Here is a 25,551-nt window from a genome sequence, read left to right on the forward strand (position 1 = left end):
TTATCTTTCTAACCACGCATTCACTCCTTGAACTTGTAAAATTTTCTTTTCTACATCGTAGTTTAAAGTATTTCCGTTAATAATGCTTCCATTTATCAAAGCTTTAAATCCTGTATTGGTGCTTAAAATTTTATTTTTAGGCGCATACTCTACTTTATCAGCAAAAATTTTTGTATTATTTAAACCTATGTAGGTAACATTGCCTTCAAGCAAAACCTTATCCATCTCCTTGCCTTTAAGTTCCAATTTATTTGCACTTAAATTAAAATCCAAATTAAAATTGACAAAATTATCAAACTCATCTTTGTCTGTATAACGCGCCCAAGATTGCGCTTTATAGTATGATTTTACATTGCTTGCATTAAGCTCGTAAGCATTTAAATCGGAAGCTTCGATATTTTTAAAATTTAAAGCATAGGATTTAATATTTAAAGAATAAGGATCTTGCAAACTTAAAATTGTAAAAGTAATAGTAAAAAGAGCGATCAAAATTCCAAAAATTCTTATAGCCAAAGCTTATCCCATTCCTCTTGCATATCATTTTTCTTTATAATATACTCTATCATTTGAGCCACAGCTGCTTTTCCGCCTTTTTTATCAAGTGTGATATCAACTTTTAAATCCCTATGTGCATCCTTAGGCTTAAAACTAAGGCCAACATTTTCAAGTAAATTTTTATCGTTAAAATAATCCCCTATAGCCGCACATTGAGAAAAATCTAAATTCAGCTCTTCTAAAATTTTTTTAGCACAAGTTAATTTATCTTTAACACCCTGATGTACAATTTCTATTTTCAAATCCTTAGCACGAGCACTCACACAAGGACAATTTCTTCCAGTGATAATAGCAATTTTTTTACCCAGCTTAATCCAAGCTTCTATAGCTGCACCATCTTTAACATCAAATTCTTTAATCACACTTCCATTGGAAGTGTAGATGATTTTACCATCTGTAAGACAACCATCTACATCTAAAAATATCAATTCTATCATTGTTTTACTCACGCACAACAAAAGCACCAGCAAATGCACCACTTGCTGCAAAATCTCTTGCCTCTTCTTCACTTCTAAATCCTGTCAAGAAAACGCGACTCAAGCCATCAACCGAACTTTTGCGTATGGTTGAAGAATAGGTTCTATAAGTTTTATATCTAGATGCTATAGTTTGAGCTCCTGATGGATTTTTAAACGCTCCAATTTGCACCATAAAATTTCCACCTTCATAAATTTGACCATTATTTGCAATTCCGCCACTAGCTCCATAATTTATATTTGAATGAACGACATTATTACCTGAATTAGCCGAACCAAAACCTATAACCTCAAGTCTCACAGGAGCTGTTCCTGCAGCAATCATATCGATTTGACTTGCAGCACCCTTAGAAAGATCTATAATTCTGTTATTTACAAAAGGACCCCTATCGTTAACACGCACGGTAACTTGGCGGTTATTGTTTAGGTTAGTTACCTTTAAAATGGTATTCATAGGTAAAGTTTTGTGAGCTGCGGTTAAACCATTTTGATTATAAGTTTCACCATTAGAAGTTTTTTTACCATGAAAGCCCGGTCCATACCAACTTGCTATACCATCTGCTGTTTCACCCACTGATACAACAGTTGGATAATAAGTTTTACCATTTATAGTATAAGGTTTCATAGTCCCTTTACTTCCGGATCCTGAAGGACTACTATGAAAATCATTACTTGGATAATATATTTGTGCTGAACCTACGCTAGAAAAAAGACCTCCGAAGCATCCGCTAGAAAAAGTTGCAACTAAACTAGCGGCTAACAACTTGGGTAAAGTTTTCTTTAGCTTTTGTTTTATAGTTTGCATTTTTATTCTCCTTAATAGGTATGATTAATTTTTGATTGATACTTAAGTGATTTTTGGCAATTTTATTTAATTCTCGAATTTGCTCTACGCTAGTATTATATTTTTTAGCGATTTTATATAAAGAATCGCCTGATTTTACAACATAAATTTTAGTCATAGGTATGGTTGTATCTACTTTTGCAAGCTTTTCAACTTTAAAATTTTTATCAAAAAAAGCTACTTTATTTAAAGGAATATACATATAATACCCCTTACCTGGAGGAGTAAAACCATGTTTAAAATGTGGATTATATTTTTTAAAAGTTGCCAAATCCATATTTAAATTTTTAGCCAAATCTTTTAATGCGACCGAAGAAGGAGCATCAACCTTTGCAAAATCGTTATTTAAAGCATAATTAACCAAAGCTCCATCTTTATCAAGTAAAAAATCCCTATCATTAGCCAAGAAAGCTAAAGTTAAAATTTTGCGTATAAAATTTCTAGTTTCTAAAGAAAGATATTTTTTATCAGGATCGATTAATACTCTTAAATCATCACTTCCTGCTTGCTTTATTGCTTGACGCAATTTCCCATTTCCACAATTATAAGCTAAAAGTGCTAAATACCATTTCCCAAATTCTTCTTTTAAGCTTTTTAGATAATGAACCGCGGCATATGTAGATTTTACAGGATCGCGTCTTTCATCAACATAAGCATCAATCCTAAGTCCTAAATTTCTTGCCGTGGGTTGCATAAATTGCCACACACCTACTGCCTTAGCATTAGAAACGCTATGCGCTTTTAATCCTGATTCTACCATAGCTAGATATAAAATTTCTTCAGGAACTTCTTGTTGTGCTAGAATTTTTCTTATCATAGGAGTAACTTTTGAGAAATTTTGTATACCATCAATCAAAGTCGGAGCATGCTTTGATCTTAAATCCTGCTGACTTTGCACAAAAGCTAAATCACTGATAAAACTTGGATCAATGTCTAAATTTCTTAAAACACTCATTTGTCTTTCATAAAATTCAGGAGTGGTAGTTTGTGCAAAAAGAAAGTTATAAAATAAAATAAAACAAAATATAATTTTTTTCATATTTAACCTTTAAAAAATAATCTGTAAGAATTTTCCAAGCAAATCCTTAAAAGCTCTTGCTTTGGTAAATCAAGAATTTCACTCATTTTATTGGCTACAAATTGAGTCAATAAAGGCTCATTCCTTTTACCACGATAAGGCTCTGGAGTAAGATAGGGAGCATCGGTTTCTAGCAACAATCTATCTTTTGGAATTTGTGGTAAAATATTTACTAAATTCTTAGCATTTTTAAATGTTAAAACACCACCGATTCCAAAATAAAATCCATCATCACTAAGACGCAATAAATGTTCGCTTGCGTTAAAACAATGCAAAACCCCTCCAACAAGATCTTTAGAATGCTCGTGTAAAATTTCATAAGTATCGTTATTTGCTTCGCGAGAATGGATAATAACAGGCTTTTTAAATTCTTTAGCTAGCTCAAGTTGAGCTACAAAAAGCCTTTTTTGCTCCTCTTTTTCTTTTTCTCTCTCTTTTAAATCTTCACTTTTAAAACGAAAATAATCAAGTCCACATTCACCTACGGCCACGCATTTTTCGTCTTGCAAATATGCTCTTAAAATTTTCTCATCAAAACCTTCTAGCTCATAAGGATGCACACCTGCGGCAAAAAATACATTTTCATATTTGCTAGCAAGTTCTGCTGCATAAGGTAAATCTTTAATATCTGCACCTGGTATGATGATTTTTTCTATACCATTATCAAATGAATGCTTTAAAAGCTCATCTAAATCCTCTTTAAATACTTCACTATCTAAATGACAATGAGTATCGATGATCTTTAGACCATCTTTAAATTCAAGATTTAAGAACATACTTCTACTCTATCTTTACCATTAGCCTTAGCTTGCGAAAGTGCTTTTGAAGCTTTATCGACTAAGATTTCAAATTTATCTCCACTCTTAGCAAAAACTACCCCTATAGAAGCAGTAAAAAAGACTTCATCTAAATTGACTAAAATTCCAACTTTTTTTATATTGACTCGAATACGAGAAAGAATTTTAATCGCCCTTTCTTGCGAAATATTCTTTAATACTATGCAAATTTTTTCAGCACTATATCTACCCACAATATCACGCCCTTTGGTTTCATTAACAATCTCATCAGCGCAAATTTTAATAATTTTATCCCCTACTTCATAGCCGTATTCTTCGTTTAAATTTCTTAAATTATCTATATCTAAGAATGCAAAAGCAAATTCTTCTTCTTTGCTTACAATTTCATTTAAATAATCTTCAACGCAACTCAATAAAGCATTGGAATTTTTTATCCCGGAAATAGGATCAAGATTGTTATAAATGCTTAAAAACTGCATATTGGCCATATAATGAAGACATTTATCCAAGCGACAATTTAAACTTTCTTTACTTAAGGGTTTTACCAAATACTCATTAGCTCCACTTACAAGCAAACTAGCCTCTAAAGCATCATCTTTATCACCTAAAATAATTACACCCAATTCATCATCACTAAAACGCGCTCTTACTTCGCTTAAAAGCTCACTTCCGCTAATAACAGGCATGTTCGCATCAGCGATAATAAGCTTCACATCGCTATTGTCATTTAAATAACTCATCGCTTCCTCACCATGAGCAGCGGCCAAAACATTAAATTTTCTTTGTGTGAGAATTTTTTTTATTTCATTACGTTCAGGAAGTTTACTTAGGGCTAAGATAACCTTAGTCTTAGCATAACGCTCAAGCTTGACAATAGAATCTATAATCTGATCTATACAGGTATCGCTTTCTTTAAAGATATAATCTAAAATATCTTTATCCATAAATTTATCTCTTGTAGCTTTATCGTTGCTCGCGGTTAATACAATAACAGGCCAATTTTTTGCCAAAACATAATCCACCACTTCCCCATTAGGTGCATCAGGCAAGCATAAATCTGCAAAAGTTAAAAAATACTCATCATTGGGCAATGCCTTAACTTCAGCAAGGCTAAAAACAATATCAACTTCATGATTTAAAGTAGTTTGTATCTTTTTAGCTAAAAGCTTTCCAAGCATTTTATTATCATCGATCAGCAAAATTTTTTTATTCATAATCTATAAAAATACCTTTTTTAAAACTAAATCTTTATAATAAAATTAAAAAAATCCCAATTCTAACACAAACAAATAAAAATTCCGCTTAAGCTTTAAACAAAGTTTTAGCAAATTCCAAAGCTTCATCTGTAATAGTCTCGCCACTTATCATTCTTGCTAATTCTTTAATTCTCTCTTTATCTTTAAGTTTTTTAACCGTGCTACAAGAAGCATTTTTTTCAACCAAAAAATGATTATGAGCTTTTGAAGAAAGCTGCGGTAAGTGAGATATAGCAAAAATTTGATAAAAAGCAGAAAGCTCATTTAAAACATTGGCTATACTCATCGCTTCTTTGCCACTTAAATTAGCATCAATCTCATCTAAAAATATTATCCCTGTGCCTGAATTTAAAATTCTACACTCAGTCGCGATAAAAGCAAGTCTTAAACGATTAAGCTCACCTGAACTTAAATTTTTTAAATTTGCAGCATTGATACTTAATTTGATCTCATCTTTTCCCAAAGAAGTGATTTTTGAAGTATCTACTAATTCCAAACTTACATTTTTCATATAAAGGTTTTTTAGATAATCGTTTAAAAAATCCTCTAAAGTTTTTAAATTTTGCATACGAGCTTGAGTTAATAACTGAGTACTTTGATTGATTTTCTTTTCGATTTTTTCTAGTTTTTTTTCAAGTTCTTTTTTTTCAAAGCTTAAATTATCATAATGAGCGAGTTCATTTTTTTTATTTTCCAATACCTCTAAAGCATTTTCTATACTCTCATAACGCTTGATTAAAGAGGATAAATCCTCGATTCTATTGAGTACTTCTTCTATATCAAAATCCAAATCTTCGATTTTTTCATTTTCAGCTATGATGCGAAGTTCGTTTAAACATTCACTAAAAAAACTCGTATCTTTTTCGCTAAGATTTAAAGCATCAATAACTACTTTTTCTAATTCAAAAATAGCACTTGCCTTTTCCCAAGCTGCTTCTATTTTGTCTTTTTTTGATAATTTCTTTTTAAGATTTAAAAGCTCTTCGTATTCTCCGACTTTAGGATTGATTTTAGAAATTCTTTCAATCTGCGTGCTTGCTAATTCTTTAAGCTCTTCAATCCTTTTTTCTTCTTCTAAAATTGTAGTCAATTCTTCTGAAATTTGAAGCCATTGTTTATAATCATCTTTAAAATGAGATAAAAAATCTTCAAATTCAGGATTTTTCGCACATTCTAAAGCATCTAAGAGATTTAAAAATTTCTCATTGCTAAATTCATTGATTTCTTTAGCACTTAGATATTTAATAAATTTTTTACTCAAATGAATCAAACTTTTTTTTGAAATACTTTGATTATTGATGAAATATTTTGTATTTTTATCCTTTAAAAGCTTAAAAACATTTTCCTCTTCACCTTCTATGCCGTATTCTTCTAAATCTATCTTATCATCAAGCTCAATCTCAACAAGCTTTGCCTCACTCTCGCTTAATGCAAAAGCAGACAATATACCCTTAAAGAGTACAGACTTTCCCGCCCCGCTTAAACCCGTAAAGACTGTAAGTCCCTGAGAAATTTCAAGCTCAACCTCTTTAAAGCCAAGATTTTCTTTCATCAAAACTCTATTTATCATCAATGTCCCCAATTTAATTTTTCTCTTAATATTTGAAAATAATCTCGATTTTTAGGATGTATAAGTGCCACACTTTTATCACTAAGCCCCACTTTAACGCTTTTAAAATCATTCATTTTATAATTTTCTTGTCCATCTATACTAAAAATACAATCTTTTGCGCCTATTTCAAGATCAAAGCCCTTAGGCAGTACTATAGGGCGTTGGGTTAAAGAATGCGAACAAACGGGCGTAAGTATAAAAGCTTGCGCTAAAGTATAAACTATAGGCCCATTTGCACTTAAATTGTATGCTGTAGAACCTGCTGGAGTGGCTACTATAAGACCATCTCCAAAATATTCGTTAAATTTTTTAGCTTTGCGAAATACCTCTATATGCGCCATAGAAGCTTTTCTATCCTTGCTGATCACTACATCATTAAAAGCAAATTTTTGCATGATTTGACCATCATTACTTTCTAAAATAATACTCAATAAAAAAGGATTTTCTACCCTAAATTCTCCCCTGAAAAAAGCTTCAAAAAAAACTTCAGCTTCATCCACCTTAAAATCTGTTAAAAATCCTAAATGACCCGCATGAATTCCTAAAACCGCTTTATTATACTCGCAAGCTTTTCGGCATAAAGAAATCAAAGTTCCATCACCACCCAAAGAAATTACAAAATCTGAAAGCTCAAACAATGTATCAAGGTCGTATTTTGGTAATTTTACAATTTCAGAACTTTCCTTATAGAGCAAAAGCTCCACACCTTTTTTTTCTAAAATTTCTTTTAGAATCAAAATTTCCTTGTCTAAATTTGAATTAGGACGCGCCGCAAGTCCGATTTTTTTAATGTTTTTATAATCTATTTTATTTTGCATAAAAAATTATAACAAATCTTAGCTAAGCAAAAGAATAAAAATATTATAATTTTAACTTATATGTTAAAAAAATTAATTTTCAAGGAAAAATTTTGCGAAGTCATTACAATACAGACTTAAATTCTACCCACATAGGCGAAGTGGTTAAACTTTGCGGCTGGGTTAATAGCTACCGAGATCATGGCGGCGTAATTTTTATTGATTTAAGAGATCGTAGTGGTATTATCCAACTTGTATGCGATCCAAATGATAGCAAAGAAGCTCATGAAATAGCCTCTCGCACAAGAAATGAATTTGTTTTAATAGCCGAAGGAAAAATTCGACCCCGAGGAGAAGGACTTACAAATCCTAAATTAAAAACCGGTGAAATTGAAGTAGTAGTAAGCAAGCTCATTATCGAAAATGAAAGTGCTGTCCCTCCTTTTGGCATAGGTGATGAAAGTGTAAATGAAGAATTACGCCTTAAGTACCGCTTTTTAGATTTAAGAAATCCTAAGCTTTATGAAAATTTTGCTCTACGCTCCAAAGCTTGTATAGCTGCTAGAAATTCTTTAGCAAATATGGGATTTTTAGAAGTTGAAACCCCTATCTTAACCAAAGCCACTCCAGAAGGAGCAAGAGATTATCTTGTACCATCACGCGTACATCAAGGAGAATTTTATGCTCTTCCTCAAAGCCCACAACTTTTCAAACAACTTTTAATGTGTAGCGGCTTTGATCGTTATTTTCAAATCGCTAAATGCTTTAGAGATGAAGATTTAAGAGCAGATCGTCAGCCTGAATTTACACAAATTGATGTTGAAATGAGTTTTTGCGAGCAAAAAGATGTGATTGCTACGGCTGAAACCTTTTTAAAAGATATTTTTAAAGCTTGTGGTAAAGAAATTCAAATCCCTTTTAGACAAATGCCTTACAAAGAGGCTATGGAAAACTACGGAAGTGATAAGCCTGATTTGCGTTTTGATTTAAAACTGATCGATGTTATAGATATCTTTGCAAAGTCAAATAATGAAATTTTTGCAAATATTGCCAAAGATAGCAAAAAAAATCGTGTCAAAGCTTTACGCGTTCCAAAGGGTGATACTATCTTTTCAAAAAGACAAATGCAAAGATTTGAAGAATTTGTACGCAAATTTGGAGCTCAAGGCTTAGCCTTTATACAAGTTAAAGAAGATGGGCTTAAAGGTCCACTTTGCAAATTTTTTAACGAAGAGGATTTAAACGAACTTATTAAGCGTTGTGAACTTGAAGTAGGCGATGTGGTATTTTTTGGCGCAGGGGTTAAAAAAACTGTGCTTGATTATATGGGAAGGTTTAGAATTTTCCTAGCTGGAGAACTTAATTTAATCAACCCTGATGCTTTGGAATTTTTATGGGTAGTTGATTTTCCTATGTTTGAACAAAATGATGATGGAAGTTATTCTGCAATGCACCACCCTTTCACTATGCCAAAAAATATCGATGAGGCCGACTTAGAAGAAATATCATCTATCGCTTATGATGTTGTACTTAATGGCGTTGAACTGGGTGGTGGTAGTATAAGAATTCATAAAAATGATATCCAGCAAAAAGTTTTTAAATTACTCAATATCGATGAAGAACAGCAAAAAGAAAAATTTGGATTTTTACTTGATGCTCTAAGTTTTGGCGCTCCACCACATGGAGGTATTGCTATAGGGCTTGATAGACTTATCATGCTAGTAACAGGAGCAAATAGCATAAGAGAAGTTATAGCATTCCCAAAAACTCAAAGAGCACAATGCTTGATGACGGATGCTCCTTCAGCTGCTAGCAATGAAACCATGAGAGAATTAGGAATCAAATTAAGGGAGAATATAAAATGAAAGAATTATTTTTAATTATAGGTGCACCAGGAAGCGGAAAAACTACAGATGCTAGTTTGATTGCACAAGCTGATGCGGATGTTACTCATTATTCTACAGGAGATCTTTTAAGAGCGGAAGTAGCAAGCGGAAGTGAACTTGGCAAAACCATAGATGGTTTTATTTCTAAGGGAAATTTAGTTCCATTAGATGTAGTTATAAATACTATAGTTTCAGCGCTAAAAGCTGCTCCTACAAAAACAGTTATTATCGATGGCTATCCAAGAAGTGTGGAGCAAATGGTAGAATTTGATAAAGTTTTAAGCGAGCAAAATGAAATTTGTCTAAAAGGCGTAATCGAAGTAAGAGTGAGTGAACAAGTAGCTAAAGATCGCGTTTTAGGAAGAAGTCGTGGCGCAGATGACAACGAAGAAGTGTTTTATAATAGAATGAAAGTGTATACCGAGCCACTAGAAGAAATCATTTCTTTTTACCAAAAGAAAAAACTTCATTTCATTATCGATGGAGAACGCACTATCGAACCTATCGTTGCTGATATGAAAGAGTTGATTAAAAAAATTCAAAGTATATAAGGATAAAAAATGGACTTAAGCAAAATCAAAATCGGAGATATTCCAAACAAAATCAATGCTGTAATTGAAATTCCATACGGCTCAAGTATTAAATACGAAATCGATAAAGATAGCGGTGCGATCATGGTGGATCGCGTTATGGCTAGCGCGATGTTTTATCCAGCAAATTATGGTTTTATCGCAAATACCTTAGCTGATGATGGCGATCCTGTGGATATCTTAGTCTTAAATGAATACCCTATCCAAGCAGGCGCAGTTATTCCATGTCGTTTAATCGGTGTTTTAATCATGGAAGATGAAAGTGGAATGGATGAAAAACTTCTTGCTGTGCCAAATTCTAAAATCGACGCAAGATATGACAATATCAAAACCTATACTGATTTACCACAAGCAACTCTAAATAAAATCAAAAATTTCTTTGAAACTTATAAAATCTTAGAACCTAACAAATGGGTAAAAGTGCAAGATTTCAAAGATGAAAAAGCTGCTGTTGAAATTTTAGAAAAAGCGATTAAAAACTACAAATAAATTCTTTATTTAGCCTTTTATAGGCTAAATCTTTAAGGAAATTCTTTATGAAAAATATCATTTTAGGTGGTGGATGTTTTTGGTGTGTAGAAGCTGCTTTTGAAAATTTTGAAGGCATTATACACACTGAAGTAGGCTACACAGGTGGAAATGACAATCCTAGCTATGAAAGTGTTTGCAATGGCGATGGCAATATAGAAGTGGTTAAAATCATTTACAATGAAGCCAAAATTTCCTTAGAACAAATCTTAAGCTTATTTTTTAAAATTCATGATCCAACTAGCTTTGACAAACAAGGAGCTGATATAGGAATTCAATATCGTTCGGCAATTTTTTATGAAAACCAAAGCGATAAAAATACCATAGAAGATTTTATAAAAAAAGAACAAGTTAATTTTTCACTTCCGATTGTCACACAAATTTATAAACTTCAAAAATATTACAAAGCAGAAGATTATCATCAGCATTATTTTATACACAATCCCAATCAAAGCTATTGTCGTTTTGTTATAGCACCTAAACTAGAAAAAATTAGAAATTACGAGTGAAATTATCTTTTTAAGTTTTAAAAAATTTATTTTTTATTCACAGGCTTTTCACGATGTGATTTTCTTTTCAAAGCCCTAAAAATAGGACTTTAAGTTTTAAATTTTCCAAAAAAACATTTATTGTTTTTTAAGTTTTTTTGTGAATTTACTTGAAGATGTGAATAATTTTAATATATAATGAAATTTTAGCTTCTATGCGAACTTAGCCTTAAAGAATTAAAATCAATTTTTCCTTAATTTAGCAATAAAAAATCCGTCGTATTCTTCACAAGGTAAAATGCGTTTACATTTAGAAATCGCTTCAAATTCGCTACTTTGCCCATTTTTTGCCAAAGCATTTTCTAAATTTATATCCAAAAGCTCTATATCAAAATCACTTTTTAAAGCATTTTCTATCACTTCTTCATTTTCCTCTTTGGTAAAAGTGCAAGTACTATAAACAAGCTCTCCGCCTACTTTTAAAGCCTTGAGTGCAGAATGTAAAAGTTTTTTTTGAAGTTTAGCTATGTTTTTAATCTCTTTAGAACTTTTTTCTAATTCTAAACCCATTTTTGCTAAAGTAGAACAAGGTGCATCAAGTAAAATTTTATCAAATTTTAAAGGGCATAAATTTCCTATATTTTTACCATCTTTCATAAAAACTCGAGCTTTTACTCCATAATTTTTCAAATTCTTTTGCAAGGTAAAAAACCTATCTTTACTTGCTTCATTGCAAGCTAGATAACCTTCATTTTGCATAAAATTAGCAAGATTGATACTTTTTCCACCAGGTGCTGCACACATATCTAAAACACTCTGCCCTGCCTTTACATCCAAATTTAAAGCGCACAAATAAGAAGCATAATTTTGTATATAAAATTTAAATTCATTAAAAGCTTGCATAGAGCTTAAAATACTTTTATCACAAGCCTTAAAAAGATAGCAGTACTCATTAAGCTTTTTATACTCTAAATTCAAATCTTGAAATTCTCTTTCAAGTGTTAAATTATCACATTTTAGGCGATTTATAAAACAGCATATTTTTTTGGGCAATTTAAAAGAATTTTTAAGATTTTCAAGTTCTTTATCATTATAAATACTGGCTAGATTATATTCCAAAATAATCCTTTATCATGATTAAAGCTGCTAAAGAGTCTAGCTTGGCATCTTTTTTGCGTGTATTAGCCACACCATATCCTAAAGCTTCTTTACTTGTTCCGCTTTCATCTACAAAGCGAATTTCTTTATCGAATTCAAGCAAAGATACAAAATGCTTGATACGCCTTGTCATTTCTTCTTCGCTCGATCCTCCCTTAGGAATACCTACAATCAATAAAGAAATATCATGAATTTGAAGTAAATTTTTAACTTCATTTGCAGCTTGGTTGCGGTTTTTTCTGATTATACCTTCTAAAGGAATGGCGATTTTATCTATACAAAGCGCCACGCCTATACGCTTTAAACCCACATCTAAGGCCAAAGCTCTCATACCAAAACCCTTATAAAAAGACCTTCTATGGAAATTTTTCCTTCAAGCTCGTACTCATAGACTTTTTCTCTATAAATTTGAGTTGCCTCATCCACGCTTACGCCCTGTCTACAAAAGTCTAAAAATTCATCCTTTTCTTCTTCTATAACCCCAAAACAACTTGCAAATTCTTTAAAATCTAAAAGCAAATTCGCATTTTTTTCTTGTAAGAGTAAATTTGTCCCATCGCTTTCATTTTTGCGTTGGGGTAAAACATATAAAGGTTTATTAAGCTCCAAAGCAAGTCTTGCACTTTGCATGGAGCCGCTTTGCAAATCTGCTTGCGCAACAACAACGGCTTCACTCAAAGCGACAATCAGCCTATTTCTAAGTAAAAAATCATAAGGCTTAGGCTTATAGTAGGATTCGTTTTCGCTTAAAGCCAAAGCATTTTCATAAATTTGTTTTATAATTTTTTCATTGCTTCTAGGATAAATTTCATCAAGACCATTGGCAAAAACCCCTATAGTGTTTGGCATAGCCGCCATACTTGCACTGATATCAACACCCAAAGCACCTCCGCTTACAACACTTATCTTTGAATTTTTAAGCAAATTTGAAAGCTCAAAAACGCAATTTTTAGTGTAAGTGCTCATACGCCTAGAGCCTATAATGGCTATCTTTCTTTGTTCTAAGAGTTTTAAATTTCCTTTATAATAAAGTTTTTTAGGAGGATTTTTCAACTCTTTAAAAAGCTCTAGATAAGCGCTTGGTAGTTCACTTTGCATAAATCTCACTTAAATACACCAACTCAACACTTTTAAGCAAATCTTTGCTTTGCTCTAAGGCTTTAAAAGTATTTTTTCTAGGATGTCCTATAGCTATCGCAAAGCCTTTTTGCTTAGCAAGCCTTACCGCTTCTATGAGTTGATTTTTGATATAAGCAACATCATCGCGATTGTCTAAAAACACATCTCTTTGTATATAAATTTGCCCCAAAGCCTTAGCCACTTTAGGCGCTTTAGAGCTTGCTATGGTTTTAGAATCTACAAAAATCAATTCTTCTTTTTCAAAGGCTTTATAAAGTTTTTTCATTGCTTTTTCATCACTTGTAAATAAGCTTCCTGTATGATTGTTGATAAATTTTAAATCTTTAAAATCTTTTTTCACTTGTTGTATTTTTTTAAAAATACGCTTTTCACTATCGCTTGGATTTAAGGTATCAAGCTCAGGCTTAGTATAATTCATCGCCGCTAAAGGCAAATGCACCATATAAAAATCAAATTTTAGAGCAAGTTTTGGGGTATCGATATGATTTTTATCGGGTGGAAAAAATGAAGGGATAAGTTTGAGTTTTAATGCCTGTAAAGCCCTAACTTGACTTATGTTCGCCATATCATCTATAATGATAGCAAGGCGGGCTTGTTTTGTTTTACTTAAATTCATATCTTTTGTAAGATTTTCTTCCTTGCTTAAATTTTGTTCTACTACAAGGCTTAAATTTTCATCTATTTTGCTTAAATTTCCATCTATAATACTACTTAAATTTAAATCTTTTATTTGCTCTTCTAAAATGCTTTGATTGTTTTCTTGAAAATTATCATTTTCGTCTTTATAAGGAATTTCTTTAAAAATACCCAAATGATTTTCATTGGATATATTTTCTTGCTTGGGTTCTATTGTTATATTTTTACTAGAATTTTGAGCGAATTTTAATGCATTTTGAGAATCTTGATATTGAATCAAAATTCCCAAAAATAAAATCACGCATATTAAAAAAAGTATAGCGATGATTAAATAACGCTTGATTTGAATCAGTTTTTTTGACAATTTTAGTTCTTATCTTTATCGATTAATTTTTTAGCACTAATCCAAGGCATCATTGCGCGTAAATTGCGGCCTGTTTGCTCGATTAAAGAATTGTTCATATTTTTGCGTTCTGCATGCATTCTTGCAAAACCTGCACGGCGTTCTAAAATAAAATCTTTAGCAAAATTTCCATCTTGTATATCTTTTAAAACGCCCTTCATAGCTTTTTTAGTTTCTTCAGTGATAATTTTTGGTCCTGTGATATAATCGCCATATTCTGCAGTGTTTGAAATAGAATAACGCATATCTGCAATTCCACCTTGATAGATCAAATCTACGATAAGTTTTATCTCATGTAAACACTCAAAATAAGCCATTTCAGGCTCATATCCTGCTTCAACTAAAGTTTCAAATCCTGCTTGGATCAAAGCACTAAGCCCACCACAAAGCACAGCTTGCTCACCAAAAAGATCTGTTTCTGTTTCGGCTTTAAAGGTTGTTTCTATAATACCTGTACGTCCACCCCCGATCGCACTTGCATAGCTTAAAGCTAAATTTTTAGCATTTTTGCTCTCATCTTGATGAATCGCTATTAAACAAGGAGTTCCACCACCTATAGCAAATTCATTTCTTACTGTATGCCCAGGTGCTTTTGGGGCTATCATGATTACATCTATACCTCTAGGAGCTACGATTTGACCATAATGTATATTAAAACCATGTGCAAAAGCTATAGCCTTGCCTTCACTTAAATTTGGTTTTATTTCCGCATTGAAAATATCAGCTTGAATTTCATCCGGAGCTAAAATCATAATCACATCTGCTACTTTCGAAGCTTCGCTTACGCTCATCACTTCAAAACCTGCACTTTTTGCTTTAGAAAAACTTGCCCCATCTTCACGAAGCCCGATGACAACATTAACCCCATTGTCTCTTAAATTCATAGCATGGGCATGTCCTTGAGATCCAAAGCCTATAATTGCCACTTTTTTTGATTTAATCAAACTTAAATCACAGTCTTTGTCATAATAAACTGTAACAGCCATTATTTTACTCCTTAATAAATTCAAAATTAAAGATCTTATTATAACAATAAAGTTTTAAATTTCATATTTTTTTTATAAACTTTATGCAAGAATTCTCAAGAAAATTTACATAAAGTAAAGCAGTGAAAGAATTTTTAAACAATCTTAATTACGGCATAAGTGCTCATGAAGTTAGCAATGAATTTAAACAAATTCTAAGAGAGCTTCTAGCTAATAACATCATCAAAGAACACAAAAATAGATACTATCTTAATAATGGCTATGTTTTTGGAACCCTTGATATTTCGAGCAAGGGCACAGGATTTTTACAGTGTTTTGATGAGAGTTTTAAAAAAGATTTGCTTATAGAAAATAAAAATTTAAAAGGAGCAAATTACAAAGATATCGTTGCTGCTAAATTACTCCCCTTAAAGAAAAAACGCCCTAGTGCTAAAGTGGTTTTGGTTTTAAAAAGAGCTAATGAAACCTCACTTGTTATCACCAAAAGATACGGCGAAGCAGTTCTTGGAATGAATATCAAAACAGGATTAAGCACCACCTTAAAAGCTTCTCAAAAATCCTTAAAAGCACTACCTTTAGGGACAATTTTAAAAATAGAAAATGAAAATAACAATATCATAGAAGTTTTAGGACATATCGATGATGAAAGCGTAGATGAAAAAATCTCCTTAGCTCTTTTTAATAAAAATAACGAATTTAGCGACGCTTGCATCAAAGAAGCTCTAGCAAACGGCGATAGCGTTGATGCAAGCATGTATGAAAATCGCATGGATTTAAGAGCCTTGCCTTTTTGCACCATAGATCCTATACATGCAAAAGATTTTGATGATGCGATTTATTTTGACACTCAAAAACGAGAAATTTATGTAGCTATTGCTGATGTTAGCGAATATGTTCATGCTTATAGCGCTATAGATAAAGAAGCAAGAAATCGTGGATTTTCTATTTATTTTCCACATATTGCTATACCTATGCTACCTCGTCCTTTGAGTGAAAATATCTGTTCTTTAAAGCCTCATTTAGATCGCTTAGCGTATTGTTTTAAAATCACACTCGATCATGAAAATAAAGTCATAAAAGAAGAACTTTTTGAAGGTATTATCAACTCAAAACGCCGTTTTAATTATGATGAAGTTGATGAAATTTTGATACAAAAACCTGATTTAAAAGAGCTTTCATGGCTTTATGAGCTTTTTGAAATCACAAAAAATTTACGCAAAATGCGTCTTAAAAATGCCTTTGAATTTCGCACCGAAGAATTAAGAATGAATCTAGATGAAAACTTAAGTCTAAAAAGCACAGTTTTTGAAAAAGACACGCCTTCGCATAATTTGATCGAAGATTGTATGCTTTTAGCCAATAAAGCCGCAGCAAAACTCATCGATGTAGGTGTTTTTAGAAATCACTCTAGTGCAGATATGAAAAAGATAGATAGACTTTTAAATGAACTTTTAGAGCTTGGAATCGATGTAAAACTAAAACCTAACCTGCCTGAGCTTATACGCGATATACAAGCTTTAGCCGATGAGCTTGGCTTAAGAGCGGAAGTGGATAAACTCATCATTAAAGCTCAAAAAAAGGCAGAGTATTCTAGCGAAAACGGGGGGCATTTTGGTTTAGGTTTTGACAAATACTCACATTTTACAAGTCCTATACGCAGGTATTCTGATCTTATCTTACATAGACTTTTAAAAGCTAAACAAAAAAAAGATGAAAAACTTTTTAATTACCTACTTTTAAATATACAAAGCACTTGCGAAAACCTTAGCGTGCTTGAAAGAGAGGCTGATAAAGTCGCTTATGATTTTATGGATAGAAAATTTGCGAGATGGGCAGCTAAAAATATAGGCAAAAAATTTAAAGCCCTAGTAGTGCAAAATGATGGAATTTGTATAGCAAAACTTGATGATGAGATCAAAGGAGCTGATATCATCCTTTATGATACGCGGGTAAATTTACTAGAAAGCGTAGAAGTGCAAATTTTAGAAGCTGACATCATCATGGCAAAAATTTATGCAAAAATCACCCAAAGACTTAGAAAGGAAAGTAATGTATAGAAAAGAACTTCAAAATTTACTTTCCAAAAATCAAATTGATAATTTTTTCTTTCTTTATGGAGCTGATAATTTTCAAAGTGAGCTTTATGCTGATTTTATCAAGGAAAAATACCAAGCGGATGAAATTTTAAAATTATTTTTTGAAGAATACAGCTTTACTCGTGCAAGTGATTTTCTAAGCGGAGGTTCGCTTTTTAGCGAAAAAAAGCTTTTAGAAATCAAAACTTCTAAAAAAATTCCCACAAAAGAACTTAAAGTTTTAGTTGAGCTTTGTAAAAACAATAAAGACAATTTCTTACTTTTAGAACTTTACGATGAAAGCTCTAAACAAAGCGATATAGAAAAAATCTTTTCTCCTAATTTTGTGCGTTTTTTCAAGGCCAATAACGCAAGAGAAGGGATAAAGCTTTTAAGCATAAAAGCAAAACAACTCCATATAGAAATCACTCAAAATGCTTTATTTACCCTTTTTACAAGCTTTGATGAGAATTTGTATCTTGCTGCTAGCGAGCTTAATAAATTCAGCGGCTTAAGAGTGGATGAAAAAACCATAGAGCAATATTGTTATAGCTTAAACATAGGAAGTTTTGAAAGCTTCTTTGAAAAGATTTTAAAAAGAGCCGATTTTAAAAATGAGCTTGAGAAGATTTTGGATAATTTTAATGAAATTGCTTTGATTAACTCTTTAAGTTCTGCCTTTTACCGTCTTTTTAAAATTGCTCTTTATGCTAAAATTTATGGGAAAGTGGATTTTAAAGAACTCTTAGGTTATACTCCTCCGCCTCAAGTAGCACAAAATTTAAACGAACAAGCTTTTAGCTTAAAAATCAAACATTATAAAGAAATTTTTAACCTTTTGCTTAAAAGTGAATACGAACTTAAAACCAATTCCAAACTTGCTAAAAAAGAATTTCTAATCGCCACTTTGCTAAAGCTTGCAAGGATTATAAAAAGTTAGATTATTGACAATCTCATTTCTTATTTTGCTCTTTAAATTTCTTGTAAAATTTCCCTAAAATTCTTTATTTAAGAGATTATCGTTTTGCAAAAAATCAATTTTTTGACTCACTCCATCACAAGTCGCATAAGGTGTAAATCCTCACCTTGTGTGATTTTGTATTCTATACTTTGACATTTAGGACACTTAAAAACATTTTCTTCTAAAATACTTGTTTGATCGCATTTTAAGCATAAAATTTCAAGCGGAGCAAGCTCTATAAAAAGTTTAGCATTTTTGCAAATATTTGAGTTTTCTTTAAAAGTTTCAAAACAACGCTTAAAAAGATCCACTTCTATACCGCTTAAACGCCCGATTTTTACATAAATTTCTTGCACATTACAAGCCTTATTGTTTAAGGCATTTTCTTCGCAAAGTTCGATTAAAGATTCTACTATACTTAATTCGTGCATTAGCAAATTCTTGGTAAAAGTTCGCCTTTAGGACTTTCTAAAAAGCGTTTTGCTCCATAAGCGTTTTGTAAGATCACGCGTGCTTTTTTCTCTTCTAAAACTTCTCCTATAATACTCGCATTTACATTGTATTTTTTTAGAATTTCCAAGGCTTTTAACTCATCTTCTTTTTCCACACAAAGTATAAAAGTGCCTTCATTTGCAAGCTCATACGCTTCGTAACCAAAAAGCTCGCAAAGTCCTAAAACCTCATCTTGAACGATGATTTTTTCTTCAAAGATCAAAAGATCATTTCCACTTTGCTTTGCCCACTCATTTAAAACCGCACTAAGCCCCCCGCGAGTAGCATCTCTCATGGCCACAACCTTTATATCTTTTTCTAAAAGCTCTAAAACCTCTTTATCCAAAGCCTTACAATCACTTTTAATATCAGCTTCTAACTCATTTCTTTTGATTAAAACACTAGCTCCATGCCTTCCTATATCGCCTGAAAGAAGTATGCTAAGCCCTGCTTTGATATTTTTACTTTCTTTTTTAGAAATAATTTCACCTAAGGCTGTAGTGTTGATATAAATTTCATCTGCCTTACCCTTAGGAACGACTTTAGTATCGCCACAAACTAACATAACTCCGCATTTTTCACATTCTTCTTTAATGCTTTTTAAAATGCGTTCTAATTTTTCTAGCTCAAAACCTTCTTCTAAGATAAGCCCTAAACTTAGATATTTTGGCTTAGCACCCACCATCAAAACATCGTTAATAGAACCACAAACACAAAGTTTACCTATATTGACCTCTTCATCTAAAAAAATCGGACTTAAAACAAAAGAATCCGTGCTTAAAGCCAAATTTCCTAAAATCGCTGCATCATTATTTGCGTTTAAAATTTCATTATCAAAGATCTTAAAAAGCTTAGTTAAAAGCTCGTTCATCTCTTCTCCACCACCTCCGTGGGCTAAGGAAATATTTTTCATACATTCACCTTTGAGTATTTATAATACGCTGCACAAGCACCCTCACCTGAAACCATACAGCTTCCTATAGGGCTTTTTGGGGTACAGGCTTTACCAAAAACCTTGCAATCATAAGGCTTTGCCAAGCCTCTTAAAATTTGCCCACAAATACAGGCCTTACTTTCATTTTTACTTTGCACCGCACAATCAAATTTTTTACTCGCATCATAGGCGCTAAATTCTTCTTTTAGTTCCAAGCCTCCATCTTTAATAAGTCCTAAGCCACGAAATTCAAAATCACACACCCTAAAGTATTTTTTTACTAAATTTTGTGCTTTAACATTACCTTCTTTACTTACGGCTCTTTTATATTGATTAAAGACTTCAAAACTACCTTTGTTGATTTGTCTTACTATATTTAAAACGCTTTCCATGATATCCACAGGCTCAAAACCACTCACTGCTATAGGGGTTTTAAACTTAGCCGCTAAGGGTTTATAAATCCCATAACCTGTGATCACGCTCACATGAGAAGGCCCTAAAAAGGCATTGATCTTTACATTTTCATCATTCATGATCGCTTCTACAGGTGCTGGAACCGTGATATGGTTGATATGAAAAAAGACATTTTTTAAATTTTGTTCTATCACTTTTTCAAGAAGTAAAGCACTCATAGGTGTAGTAGTTTCAAAACCTATGGCAAAAAAGATGATGGTTTTGTTTAAATTTTGCTTAGCGATATCCAAAACCTCAAGCGGAGAGTAAAGTGCTCTTATATCCGCTCCCCTTGCTCTTAAATCAAGCAAAGAAATTTCGCTTCCTGGAACCCTTAAAAGATCTCCTAAGGTGCAAAAAATCGTATCTTTCATAGAAGCAAGTTTGATCGCAGTATCAATGCGAACTCTTGGCATCACACAAACAGGACAACCTGGCCCATGGATGAAATTAATCTCTTTAGGCAAAATAGAAGGCAAAGCGTATTTCATAATACTATGCGTATGCCCGCCACAAATTTCCATGATATTAATCGGTGTTTTAATTTCTTGTTCTATAAGCTTTTTTAAGGCTAAAATATTGTCTTTATCTCTAAATTCATCGATGAAATTCATTTAAACCCATATCCCCTTCATCGCTTTTGATCTCGCCACTATTCATCTTCTCTACTATTTCTTGATAGGTTTTTATACTTTCTAAAGCGGCTTCTTTGTCGATTTTTTCCATAGCAACGCCTACATGGATTAATACATAATCGCCTTGTTTTAAAGGTTCATCAATCAAATCCAAATTAACTTTTCTTTTCACGCCTAAAGTTTGTACTAAAGCATTGTTTAACTCATCGATTTCTAAAATTTCAGAAGGTATAGACAAACACATTAAAAAAGCTCCTTTTTAAGTTTAAGCACCTTATACCAAAGCTCCATATTGGTGCCATTTTTTGCATCAAGGGTGATAATATCTGCTCTAGGATTTAATTCTTTAATCAACCTAGTCGCCTCTTTAATATCGAAATCAAAATGATGGGCCAAATCTACCTTTGTGATTAAAACTATATCAGCCTTTTTAAACATCACAGGATATTTTTGCGGTTTATCGCTTCCTTCGGTAACAGAAAGCAAAACCACATTTAAATGCTCTCCTAAATCATAACTTGCAGGACAAACCAAATTTCCAACATTTTCTATAAAAAGCAAATCCACATCATCAATGGCTAAATGATGCAAAGCCTCATGCACCATAAAAGCGTCCAAATGACAGCTTTGTCCTGTAGTGATTTGATACGCCAAAGCTCCGGCATTTTTTACCCTTAGAGCGTCATTATTGGTTTCTAAATCCCCTTCAATCACAGCAATTTTAAGTTCATTTTTCAAAGCCTTAATCGTGCTTTCTAAAAGCGTAGTTTTTCCACTACCTGGAGAACTCATTAAATTGATACAAAGCGTGTTAGCTTCATTAAAATGCGCTCTATTGTGCTTAGCTTCTTCATCATTTTTGCTTAAAATTTTAGAAATCACTTCTATGGTTTTGCTTTCTTTTAGGCTTGGATTTTCATGATGATGATCATGATGATGAGAATGCTCATGAGTATGAGCCGAATTTATTGAACAGCCACAATCCTTACACATATTATGTTCCTTTTGAAAGTTTTTCTTTGATTTTATCTTTAAAAGTATTAAATTTTAATGAGTTTTAAAGATATTATCAGTCTTTTTTTAAAAAATGCACCATTTGTCCTAGGGCTATGGAGCTATCATTGCAAGAGTATTTCAAAGGTACAAAAAAATCAAAATTTTTAGCTTTTAAAATTTCAAGTAAGGTTTTGTTTTGAAAAACCCCTCCGCTTAAAAGCACTTTTAAATCATAATCTTTGCTAAAATCTATGATAAAATTTGCTAAAGCATTAAACATGCCTGTAATTGCCTTAGTTTTTTCATCCTTTAAAGCACCCTCAATGAGTTCTTTAAAGTTGATTTCTCCATCCTTAGAAAAAAGCTCGTAAGAAAAGTCTAAATTTTCATCATAAAATGCTTCACACATCAGCCCGATTTGTGCTTCGTAAGAAATTTTTTCCATATTAAAAACTATACTCCCAAAAGCATCGATAATGCGTCCTAAAGAACTTGTTTGAAGTGTAGAGTGGGTGTGAATTTTTTTAAGATTTTCAAGTTTTATTTTTGGAATTTTAGATAAAAATATCTTAGCCTCATCTTCTAAATCATAATGCCAAATCAAGCTCAAAGCTAAATTTTGTATATTTTTTATATCGCTATTGATAAGGGTAAAATTTTCAAAATGCGCGATTCTTTCGTATTGTTTTAAATTCCCTATAAAAATCTCGCCACCCCAAATTTTTCCATCATCACCATAACCCGTGCCATCAAAGATAAAACCCAAAGCTTTTTCATCTTTTTTAAATTCTTTTTCGTATTCAAAATAAAGTGCACAAAAATGTGCGTAATGGTGCTGAATTTTATAAGTATTGTAAAATTCTTTTGTATAGCTAAAATTAGGATGCTTATCGCAAAGTATTTGATCAAAACTCAAATCATAACTTTGTTTAAAAAAATCAAGCAAAGAAAAAAATCTCTCGTGCACATCAACACTTTTTAAATCTCCTATATAAGGAGAAATCAAAAGTTTATTTTTATAAAAAATCACAAATTCATTTTTTAACTCCGAACCCAAAGCTAAAAAAACTCCTTTTTTATCGCTTTTAATTTCCAAATAAGTCGGATTTAAACCTCTTGAAGTGCGTAAAAACATAGTTTTTCCATTTACAACTTGAGCAATGCTATCATCGCTTGGATTGTGAATTTCTCTTGCATAGTCTAGATAAAAATCAAAAACATTGCCAAGCTTTTTAAGCAAATTATCCTCATCTTTAATAATACTTTCACCACTTAAATTTGCACTTGTTGCTACTAAAACCCCATCAAAATATCTAAAAAGTAAAAGATGCAGTGGAGTATAGGCTAACATAATGCCGAGTTTATCCACATCAGGAGCGATTAAAGAAAAGGCTTTTTTAGCTTTTAAAATCACGATAGGAGCTAAAATAGAACCAAGCAGTTCTTCCTCTTCATCCACAAAACAAAGCTCTTTAGCATCGCTCATATCTCTACACATTAAGGCAAAGGGTTTTTTGGGGCGGTTTTTTCTAAGTCTTAGCTCCTTTATAGCTTCAAGATTAAAGGCATCGCACATCAAATGAAATCCCCCCATGCCTTTGATAGCTAAAATTTTTCCTTGCTTTAAAAGCTTAGCACAGGTCTTAAAAGCTTCATCATCTTGAGCTAGAATTTCACCCTTTTTATTTTTTAAAAAAACATCGATTTTACACTGAGGGCAACTTATAGGCTGGGCATGAAAACGCCTATTTTTAGGATCTTCATACTCACTTTTGCAAAACTCACACATTTTCAATGCTTCCATTGTGGTATTGCACCTATCATAAGGGAGATTTTTAATGATGCTAAATCTTGGCCCACAATGCGTACAAGTGATAAAAGGATATAAAAAACGCGGATTTTTTTCATCAAAAAATTCTTTTTTACACTCTTTACAAAGTGCAAAATCACTAAGCATTGGAGTAGTTTTTGCATTTTGCAAAGAAGTACCTATGCTAAAATGGGTATAATTTGTAGTCGTTTGCTCTGTGATATCAATACTATCTATCCTTGCTAAAGGTGGGAGCTTCTCTTTGAGCTTATAGATAAAATTCTCGCATTCTTCTTTGGTACAAGCAAGGATAATTTCTACCCCAAAACCATCATTTCTTACCTCTCCAAAAAGCTTTGATTTCAAAGCTAGTTCATAAACTAAAGGGCGAAAACCCACCCCTTGAACTAAGCCTGAAATTTTGATCTTATATCCTAAGTGGCACATCGCTTAACTGACAATTTTTAAGATGTTTTAAAGTATTTTTAAGCAAAGATTTATGTTCAAACAAAGATCCACTTATAAGCACTAAATCACTTTGCTTTTTCTCTCTTAATTCATCATAAGTATCACGTAAGAAATAAGCCAAACTCTCAACCGCTCCATAAGCGATATTAGCACTATCTACACCTGCTAACATAAAACTCATAGCAGATCTTAAGGTCCTAGTATAATCAAAACTTTTATCTTCTTTCAAACGATAATCAATCTTTACTCCACGAGGCATTTTTGACTCATCAGCGATTTTTAAAAGCTCGCTAACACTCTCTTGTAAATTTTTACCTAAATTTAACACTCTACCTACTAACCCAAGCAAAGAATAAAAATTATTTTGAAGTTCAAAACTTTCATCTAAAAGAGGAAATTCCTTGCTAAAATTTTCTAAAAGCCTTGCACCAATTTCATCTTTTTTAATCTCTTCATAAAGCTCTTTGCTGTGTTTTGGCAAGGAAAGTTTAAGTAAATTAAGCTCTTTGTTGATAAGCAAAATATCTTCATCATCTTTACTTAGCCCTAAAATAAAAGCATTTTCTTTATAACGGCTTACAAGATAAGAAATTCTTGCCATATTTTTATCTTCTTTAGAAAAAATAAGCTCTCTTGCCTTAGCATTGATAAATTCAAAGCCTTCCAAAACCACCACTTGCTCATCTAAAGCACTGATATAAAAATCTTTTTGATATTCTTCTATCTTTTTTACGCTTAAAAATTTATATTCATTTTCAAAAAGTTTTAAACCTAAAGCAAAACAAAATAAATCCCTAGCAAGTCTAATTTTAAAATCACTAAAATCAAGATTGTGATTTTTTCTAAATATGGCATTAAGCCTTAGTTTCATCAAAGGTTTTTCTAAACTTGCAAGAAGTTTTAAATTTTCATTTGAACAAACAAAAACTGAATTTATAGCTTTAATATCACAAGGAAGTAAAAAATCTCCTATAAATTCGTTCTTAAACAAAGAAAATTCATAAATGCCATTTTTATCTTTCAAATAAATCTTTTTTTCTTGACTTAACAAATCAAAGGCAAGATTTAAAAAAGTATTGAAATTTTCTTCATTGATTTTTTCAAATTCTGATAAATTGCTTGAAAATTCACACTCACAAAACACGTCCCATTCGTTTTTGTTTAAAAGTTTTTTTTCTTGATAAGCATTAGAATTTAAATGAGTAATATAAGAAAATCTTGAAAATTCTTTATCTTCTGGTATACAAGGGTTAAAACCCTGCCCCGCTTTTACATCAAATTTTTTCAAAAAAACGCTATGACTCATGAAATTCAAAGAATCACAAAAAGTCTTTAAATTTTCTTCATCTGCATCGATAGAAAAATGATAGGTATTTTCTTCTTTGCTAAGGATATAATTGTAATTTTTCGCATAAAAACGCAATAAATATTCAAAAATATCATTATCTGCATTATAAATAAAATCAAAATCCAAAGTCATATTATGCCTTTTTTGAA

26 protein-coding genes are annotated in these 25,551 nt (G+C 32.0%); 6 read left to right on the plus strand and 20 right to left on the minus strand.

What is annotated here, in order from left to right; genetic code table 11:
• The 8 genes from KAR67_RS00345 to KAR67_RS00380 form a co-directional block, all read right to left on the minus strand.
• Complete coding sequence (locus KAR67_RS00345) at positions 1 to 513, minus strand: hypothetical protein (RefSeq protein ID WP_002776388.1); 513 nt, start codon at positions 511 to 513, stop codon at positions 1 to 3.
• On the minus strand, positions 504 to 992 hold the full coding sequence (locus KAR67_RS00350) for an HAD-IIIA family hydrolase (RefSeq protein WP_002776387.1): 489 nt from the start codon (positions 990 to 992) through the stop codon (positions 504 to 506). Before KAR67_RS00350 ends, KAR67_RS00345 begins: the two co-directional genes overlap by 10 nt.
• A gap of 4 nt (positions 993 to 996) precedes the next feature.
• Positions 997 to 1,836: a septal ring lytic transglycosylase RlpA family protein gene (locus tag KAR67_RS00355; protein ID WP_002776386.1), complete on the minus strand. Its 840-nt coding sequence runs from the start codon at positions 1,834 to 1,836 to the stop codon at positions 997 to 999.
• Positions 1,781 to 2,914: a lytic transglycosylase domain-containing protein gene (locus KAR67_RS00360; protein ID WP_002776385.1), complete on the minus strand. Its 1,134-nt coding sequence runs from the start codon at positions 2,912 to 2,914 to the stop codon at positions 1,781 to 1,783. Before KAR67_RS00360 ends, KAR67_RS00355 begins: the two co-directional genes overlap by 56 nt.
• A 2-nt stretch (positions 2,915 to 2,916) precedes the next feature.
• Positions 2,917 to 3,729: a TatD family hydrolase gene (locus KAR67_RS00365; protein WP_002792206.1), complete on the minus strand. Its 813-nt coding sequence runs from the start codon at positions 3,727 to 3,729 to the stop codon at positions 2,917 to 2,919.
• The gene (locus KAR67_RS00370) at positions 3,720 to 4,964 is read right to left on the minus strand and encodes a diguanylate cyclase (RefSeq protein ID WP_002781652.1); all 1,245 of its coding nucleotides are present in this window, start codon (positions 4,962 to 4,964) and stop codon (positions 3,720 to 3,722) included. Before KAR67_RS00370 ends, KAR67_RS00365 begins: the two co-directional genes overlap by 10 nt.
• An 88-nt stretch (positions 4,965 to 5,052) precedes the next feature.
• A complete protein-coding gene (locus KAR67_RS00375; RefSeq protein WP_002784256.1) occupies positions 5,053 to 6,576 on the minus strand; it encodes an AAA family ATPase in 1,524 nt (507 codons plus the stop codon).
• Complete coding sequence (locus KAR67_RS00380) at positions 6,576 to 7,436, minus strand: NAD(+) kinase (protein ID WP_002776381.1); 861 nt, start codon at positions 7,434 to 7,436, stop codon at positions 6,576 to 6,578. The genes KAR67_RS00375 and KAR67_RS00380 overlap by 1 nt, the downstream gene beginning before the upstream one ends.
• Positions 7,437 to 7,528: 92 nt before the next feature.
• Here KAR67_RS00380 and aspS point away from each other — a divergent pair, with 92 nt between their 5' ends.
• From aspS to msrA, 4 genes are read left to right on the plus strand one after another with little or no spacing between them, the layout of a single operon-like run.
• Complete coding sequence (gene aspS / locus KAR67_RS00385; RefSeq protein ID WP_002784258.1) at positions 7,529 to 9,280, plus strand: aspartate--tRNA ligase; 1,752 nt, start codon at positions 7,529 to 7,531, stop codon at positions 9,278 to 9,280.
• Positions 9,277 to 9,852: an adenylate kinase gene (locus KAR67_RS00390; RefSeq protein WP_002776379.1), complete on the plus strand. Its 576-nt coding sequence runs from the start codon at positions 9,277 to 9,279 to the stop codon at positions 9,850 to 9,852. Before aspS ends, KAR67_RS00390 begins: the two co-directional genes overlap by 4 nt.
• Positions 9,853 to 9,861: 9 nt before the next feature.
• Positions 9,862 to 10,380 carry an inorganic diphosphatase gene (ppa, locus tag KAR67_RS00395; RefSeq protein WP_002776378.1) on the plus strand — a complete coding sequence of 173 codons (519 nt, stop codon included), beginning with the start codon at positions 9,862 to 9,864 and terminating at the stop codon, positions 10,378 to 10,380.
• 47 nt (positions 10,381 to 10,427) lie between these two features.
• Positions 10,428 to 10,928 carry a peptide-methionine (S)-S-oxide reductase MsrA gene (msrA, locus tag KAR67_RS00400; protein ID WP_002776375.1) on the plus strand — a complete coding sequence of 167 codons (501 nt, stop codon included), beginning with the start codon at positions 10,428 to 10,430 and terminating at the stop codon, positions 10,926 to 10,928.
• A gap of 222 nt (positions 10,929 to 11,150) precedes the next feature.
• On the opposite strand, the gene KAR67_RS00405 is transcribed toward msrA, so the two are convergent.
• From KAR67_RS00405 to ilvC, 5 genes are read right to left on the minus strand one after another with little or no spacing between them, the layout of a single operon-like run.
• Entirely contained in the window at positions 11,151 to 12,026 is an 876-nt protein-coding gene (locus tag KAR67_RS00405; RefSeq protein WP_052778148.1) for an RsmB/NOP family class I SAM-dependent RNA methyltransferase, read from the minus strand.
• Positions 12,016 to 12,396 (minus strand): Holliday junction resolvase RuvX, encoded by a 381-nt coding sequence (gene ruvX / locus KAR67_RS00410; RefSeq protein ID WP_002776373.1) that lies wholly within the window; start codon positions 12,394 to 12,396, stop codon positions 12,016 to 12,018. The genes KAR67_RS00405 and ruvX overlap by 11 nt, the downstream gene beginning before the upstream one ends.
• A complete protein-coding gene (gene dprA / locus KAR67_RS00415; RefSeq protein ID WP_002776372.1) occupies positions 12,393 to 13,163 on the minus strand; it encodes a DNA-processing protein DprA in 771 nt (256 codons plus the stop codon). The genes ruvX and dprA overlap by 4 nt, the downstream gene beginning before the upstream one ends.
• Positions 13,153 to 14,205, minus strand: a complete 1,053-nt coding sequence (locus KAR67_RS00420; protein WP_002776371.1) for a divergent polysaccharide deacetylase family protein — start codon at positions 14,203 to 14,205, stop codon at positions 13,153 to 13,155. Before KAR67_RS00420 ends, dprA begins: the two co-directional genes overlap by 11 nt.
• A gap of 2 nt (positions 14,206 to 14,207) precedes the next feature.
• Entirely contained in the window at positions 14,208 to 15,230 is a 1,023-nt protein-coding gene (ilvC, locus tag KAR67_RS00425; RefSeq protein WP_002776360.1) for a ketol-acid reductoisomerase, read from the minus strand.
• 122 nt (positions 15,231 to 15,352) lie between these two features.
• Here ilvC and KAR67_RS00430 point away from each other — a divergent pair, with 122 nt between their 5' ends.
• Together KAR67_RS00430 and KAR67_RS00435 are read left to right on the plus strand one after the other, a co-directional pair.
• A complete protein-coding gene (locus KAR67_RS00430; RefSeq protein WP_002781664.1) occupies positions 15,353 to 17,287 on the plus strand; it encodes a ribonuclease R family protein in 1,935 nt (644 codons plus the stop codon).
• Positions 17,280 to 18,245: a DNA polymerase III subunit delta gene (locus KAR67_RS00435; RefSeq protein WP_002787382.1), complete on the plus strand. Its 966-nt coding sequence runs from the start codon at positions 17,280 to 17,282 to the stop codon at positions 18,243 to 18,245. Before KAR67_RS00430 ends, KAR67_RS00435 begins: the two co-directional genes overlap by 8 nt.
• 107 nt (positions 18,246 to 18,352) lie before the next feature.
• Here the strand turns inward: KAR67_RS00435 and hypA are convergent, their stop codons facing one another.
• The 7 genes from hypA to KAR67_RS00470 form a co-directional block, all read right to left on the minus strand.
• Positions 18,353 to 18,697, minus strand: a complete 345-nt coding sequence (gene hypA / locus KAR67_RS00440) for a hydrogenase maturation nickel metallochaperone HypA (RefSeq protein WP_002776349.1) — start codon at positions 18,695 to 18,697, stop codon at positions 18,353 to 18,355.
• Positions 18,697 to 19,671 (minus strand): hydrogenase expression/formation protein HypE, encoded by a 975-nt coding sequence (hypE, locus tag KAR67_RS00445; protein WP_002872365.1) that lies wholly within the window; start codon positions 19,669 to 19,671, stop codon positions 18,697 to 18,699. The genes hypA and hypE overlap by 1 nt, the downstream gene beginning before the upstream one ends.
• The gene (gene hypD, locus KAR67_RS00450; protein ID WP_131235532.1) at positions 19,668 to 20,759 is read right to left on the minus strand and encodes a hydrogenase formation protein HypD; all 1,092 of its coding nucleotides are present in this window, start codon (positions 20,757 to 20,759) and stop codon (positions 19,668 to 19,670) included. Before hypD ends, hypE begins: the two co-directional genes overlap by 4 nt.
• Positions 20,743 to 21,024, minus strand: coding sequence for a HypC/HybG/HupF family hydrogenase formation chaperone (locus KAR67_RS00455; RefSeq protein ID WP_115596103.1), 282 nt, complete (start codon positions 21,022 to 21,024; stop codon positions 20,743 to 20,745). The genes hypD and KAR67_RS00455 overlap by 17 nt, the downstream gene beginning before the upstream one ends.
• Positions 21,024 to 21,773 (minus strand): hydrogenase nickel incorporation protein HypB, encoded by a 750-nt coding sequence (gene hypB / locus KAR67_RS00460; protein ID WP_131235533.1) that lies wholly within the window; start codon positions 21,771 to 21,773, stop codon positions 21,024 to 21,026. Before hypB ends, KAR67_RS00455 begins: the two co-directional genes overlap by 1 nt.
• A gap of 76 nt (positions 21,774 to 21,849) precedes the next feature.
• On the minus strand, positions 21,850 to 24,033 hold the full coding sequence (gene hypF / locus KAR67_RS00465) for a carbamoyltransferase HypF (RefSeq protein WP_131235534.1): 2,184 nt from the start codon (positions 24,031 to 24,033) through the stop codon (positions 21,850 to 21,852).
• Positions 24,014 to 25,534, minus strand: coding sequence for a hypothetical protein (locus KAR67_RS00470; protein ID WP_131235535.1), 1,521 nt, complete (start codon positions 25,532 to 25,534; stop codon positions 24,014 to 24,016). Before KAR67_RS00470 ends, hypF begins: the two co-directional genes overlap by 20 nt.
• Between the last annotated feature and the right edge of the window lie 17 nt (positions 25,535 to 25,551).

This window comes from Campylobacter sp. JH32, from assembly GCF_017846535.1.
GTDB lineage: Bacteria > Campylobacterota > Campylobacteria > Campylobacterales > Campylobacteraceae > Campylobacter_D > Campylobacter_D coli.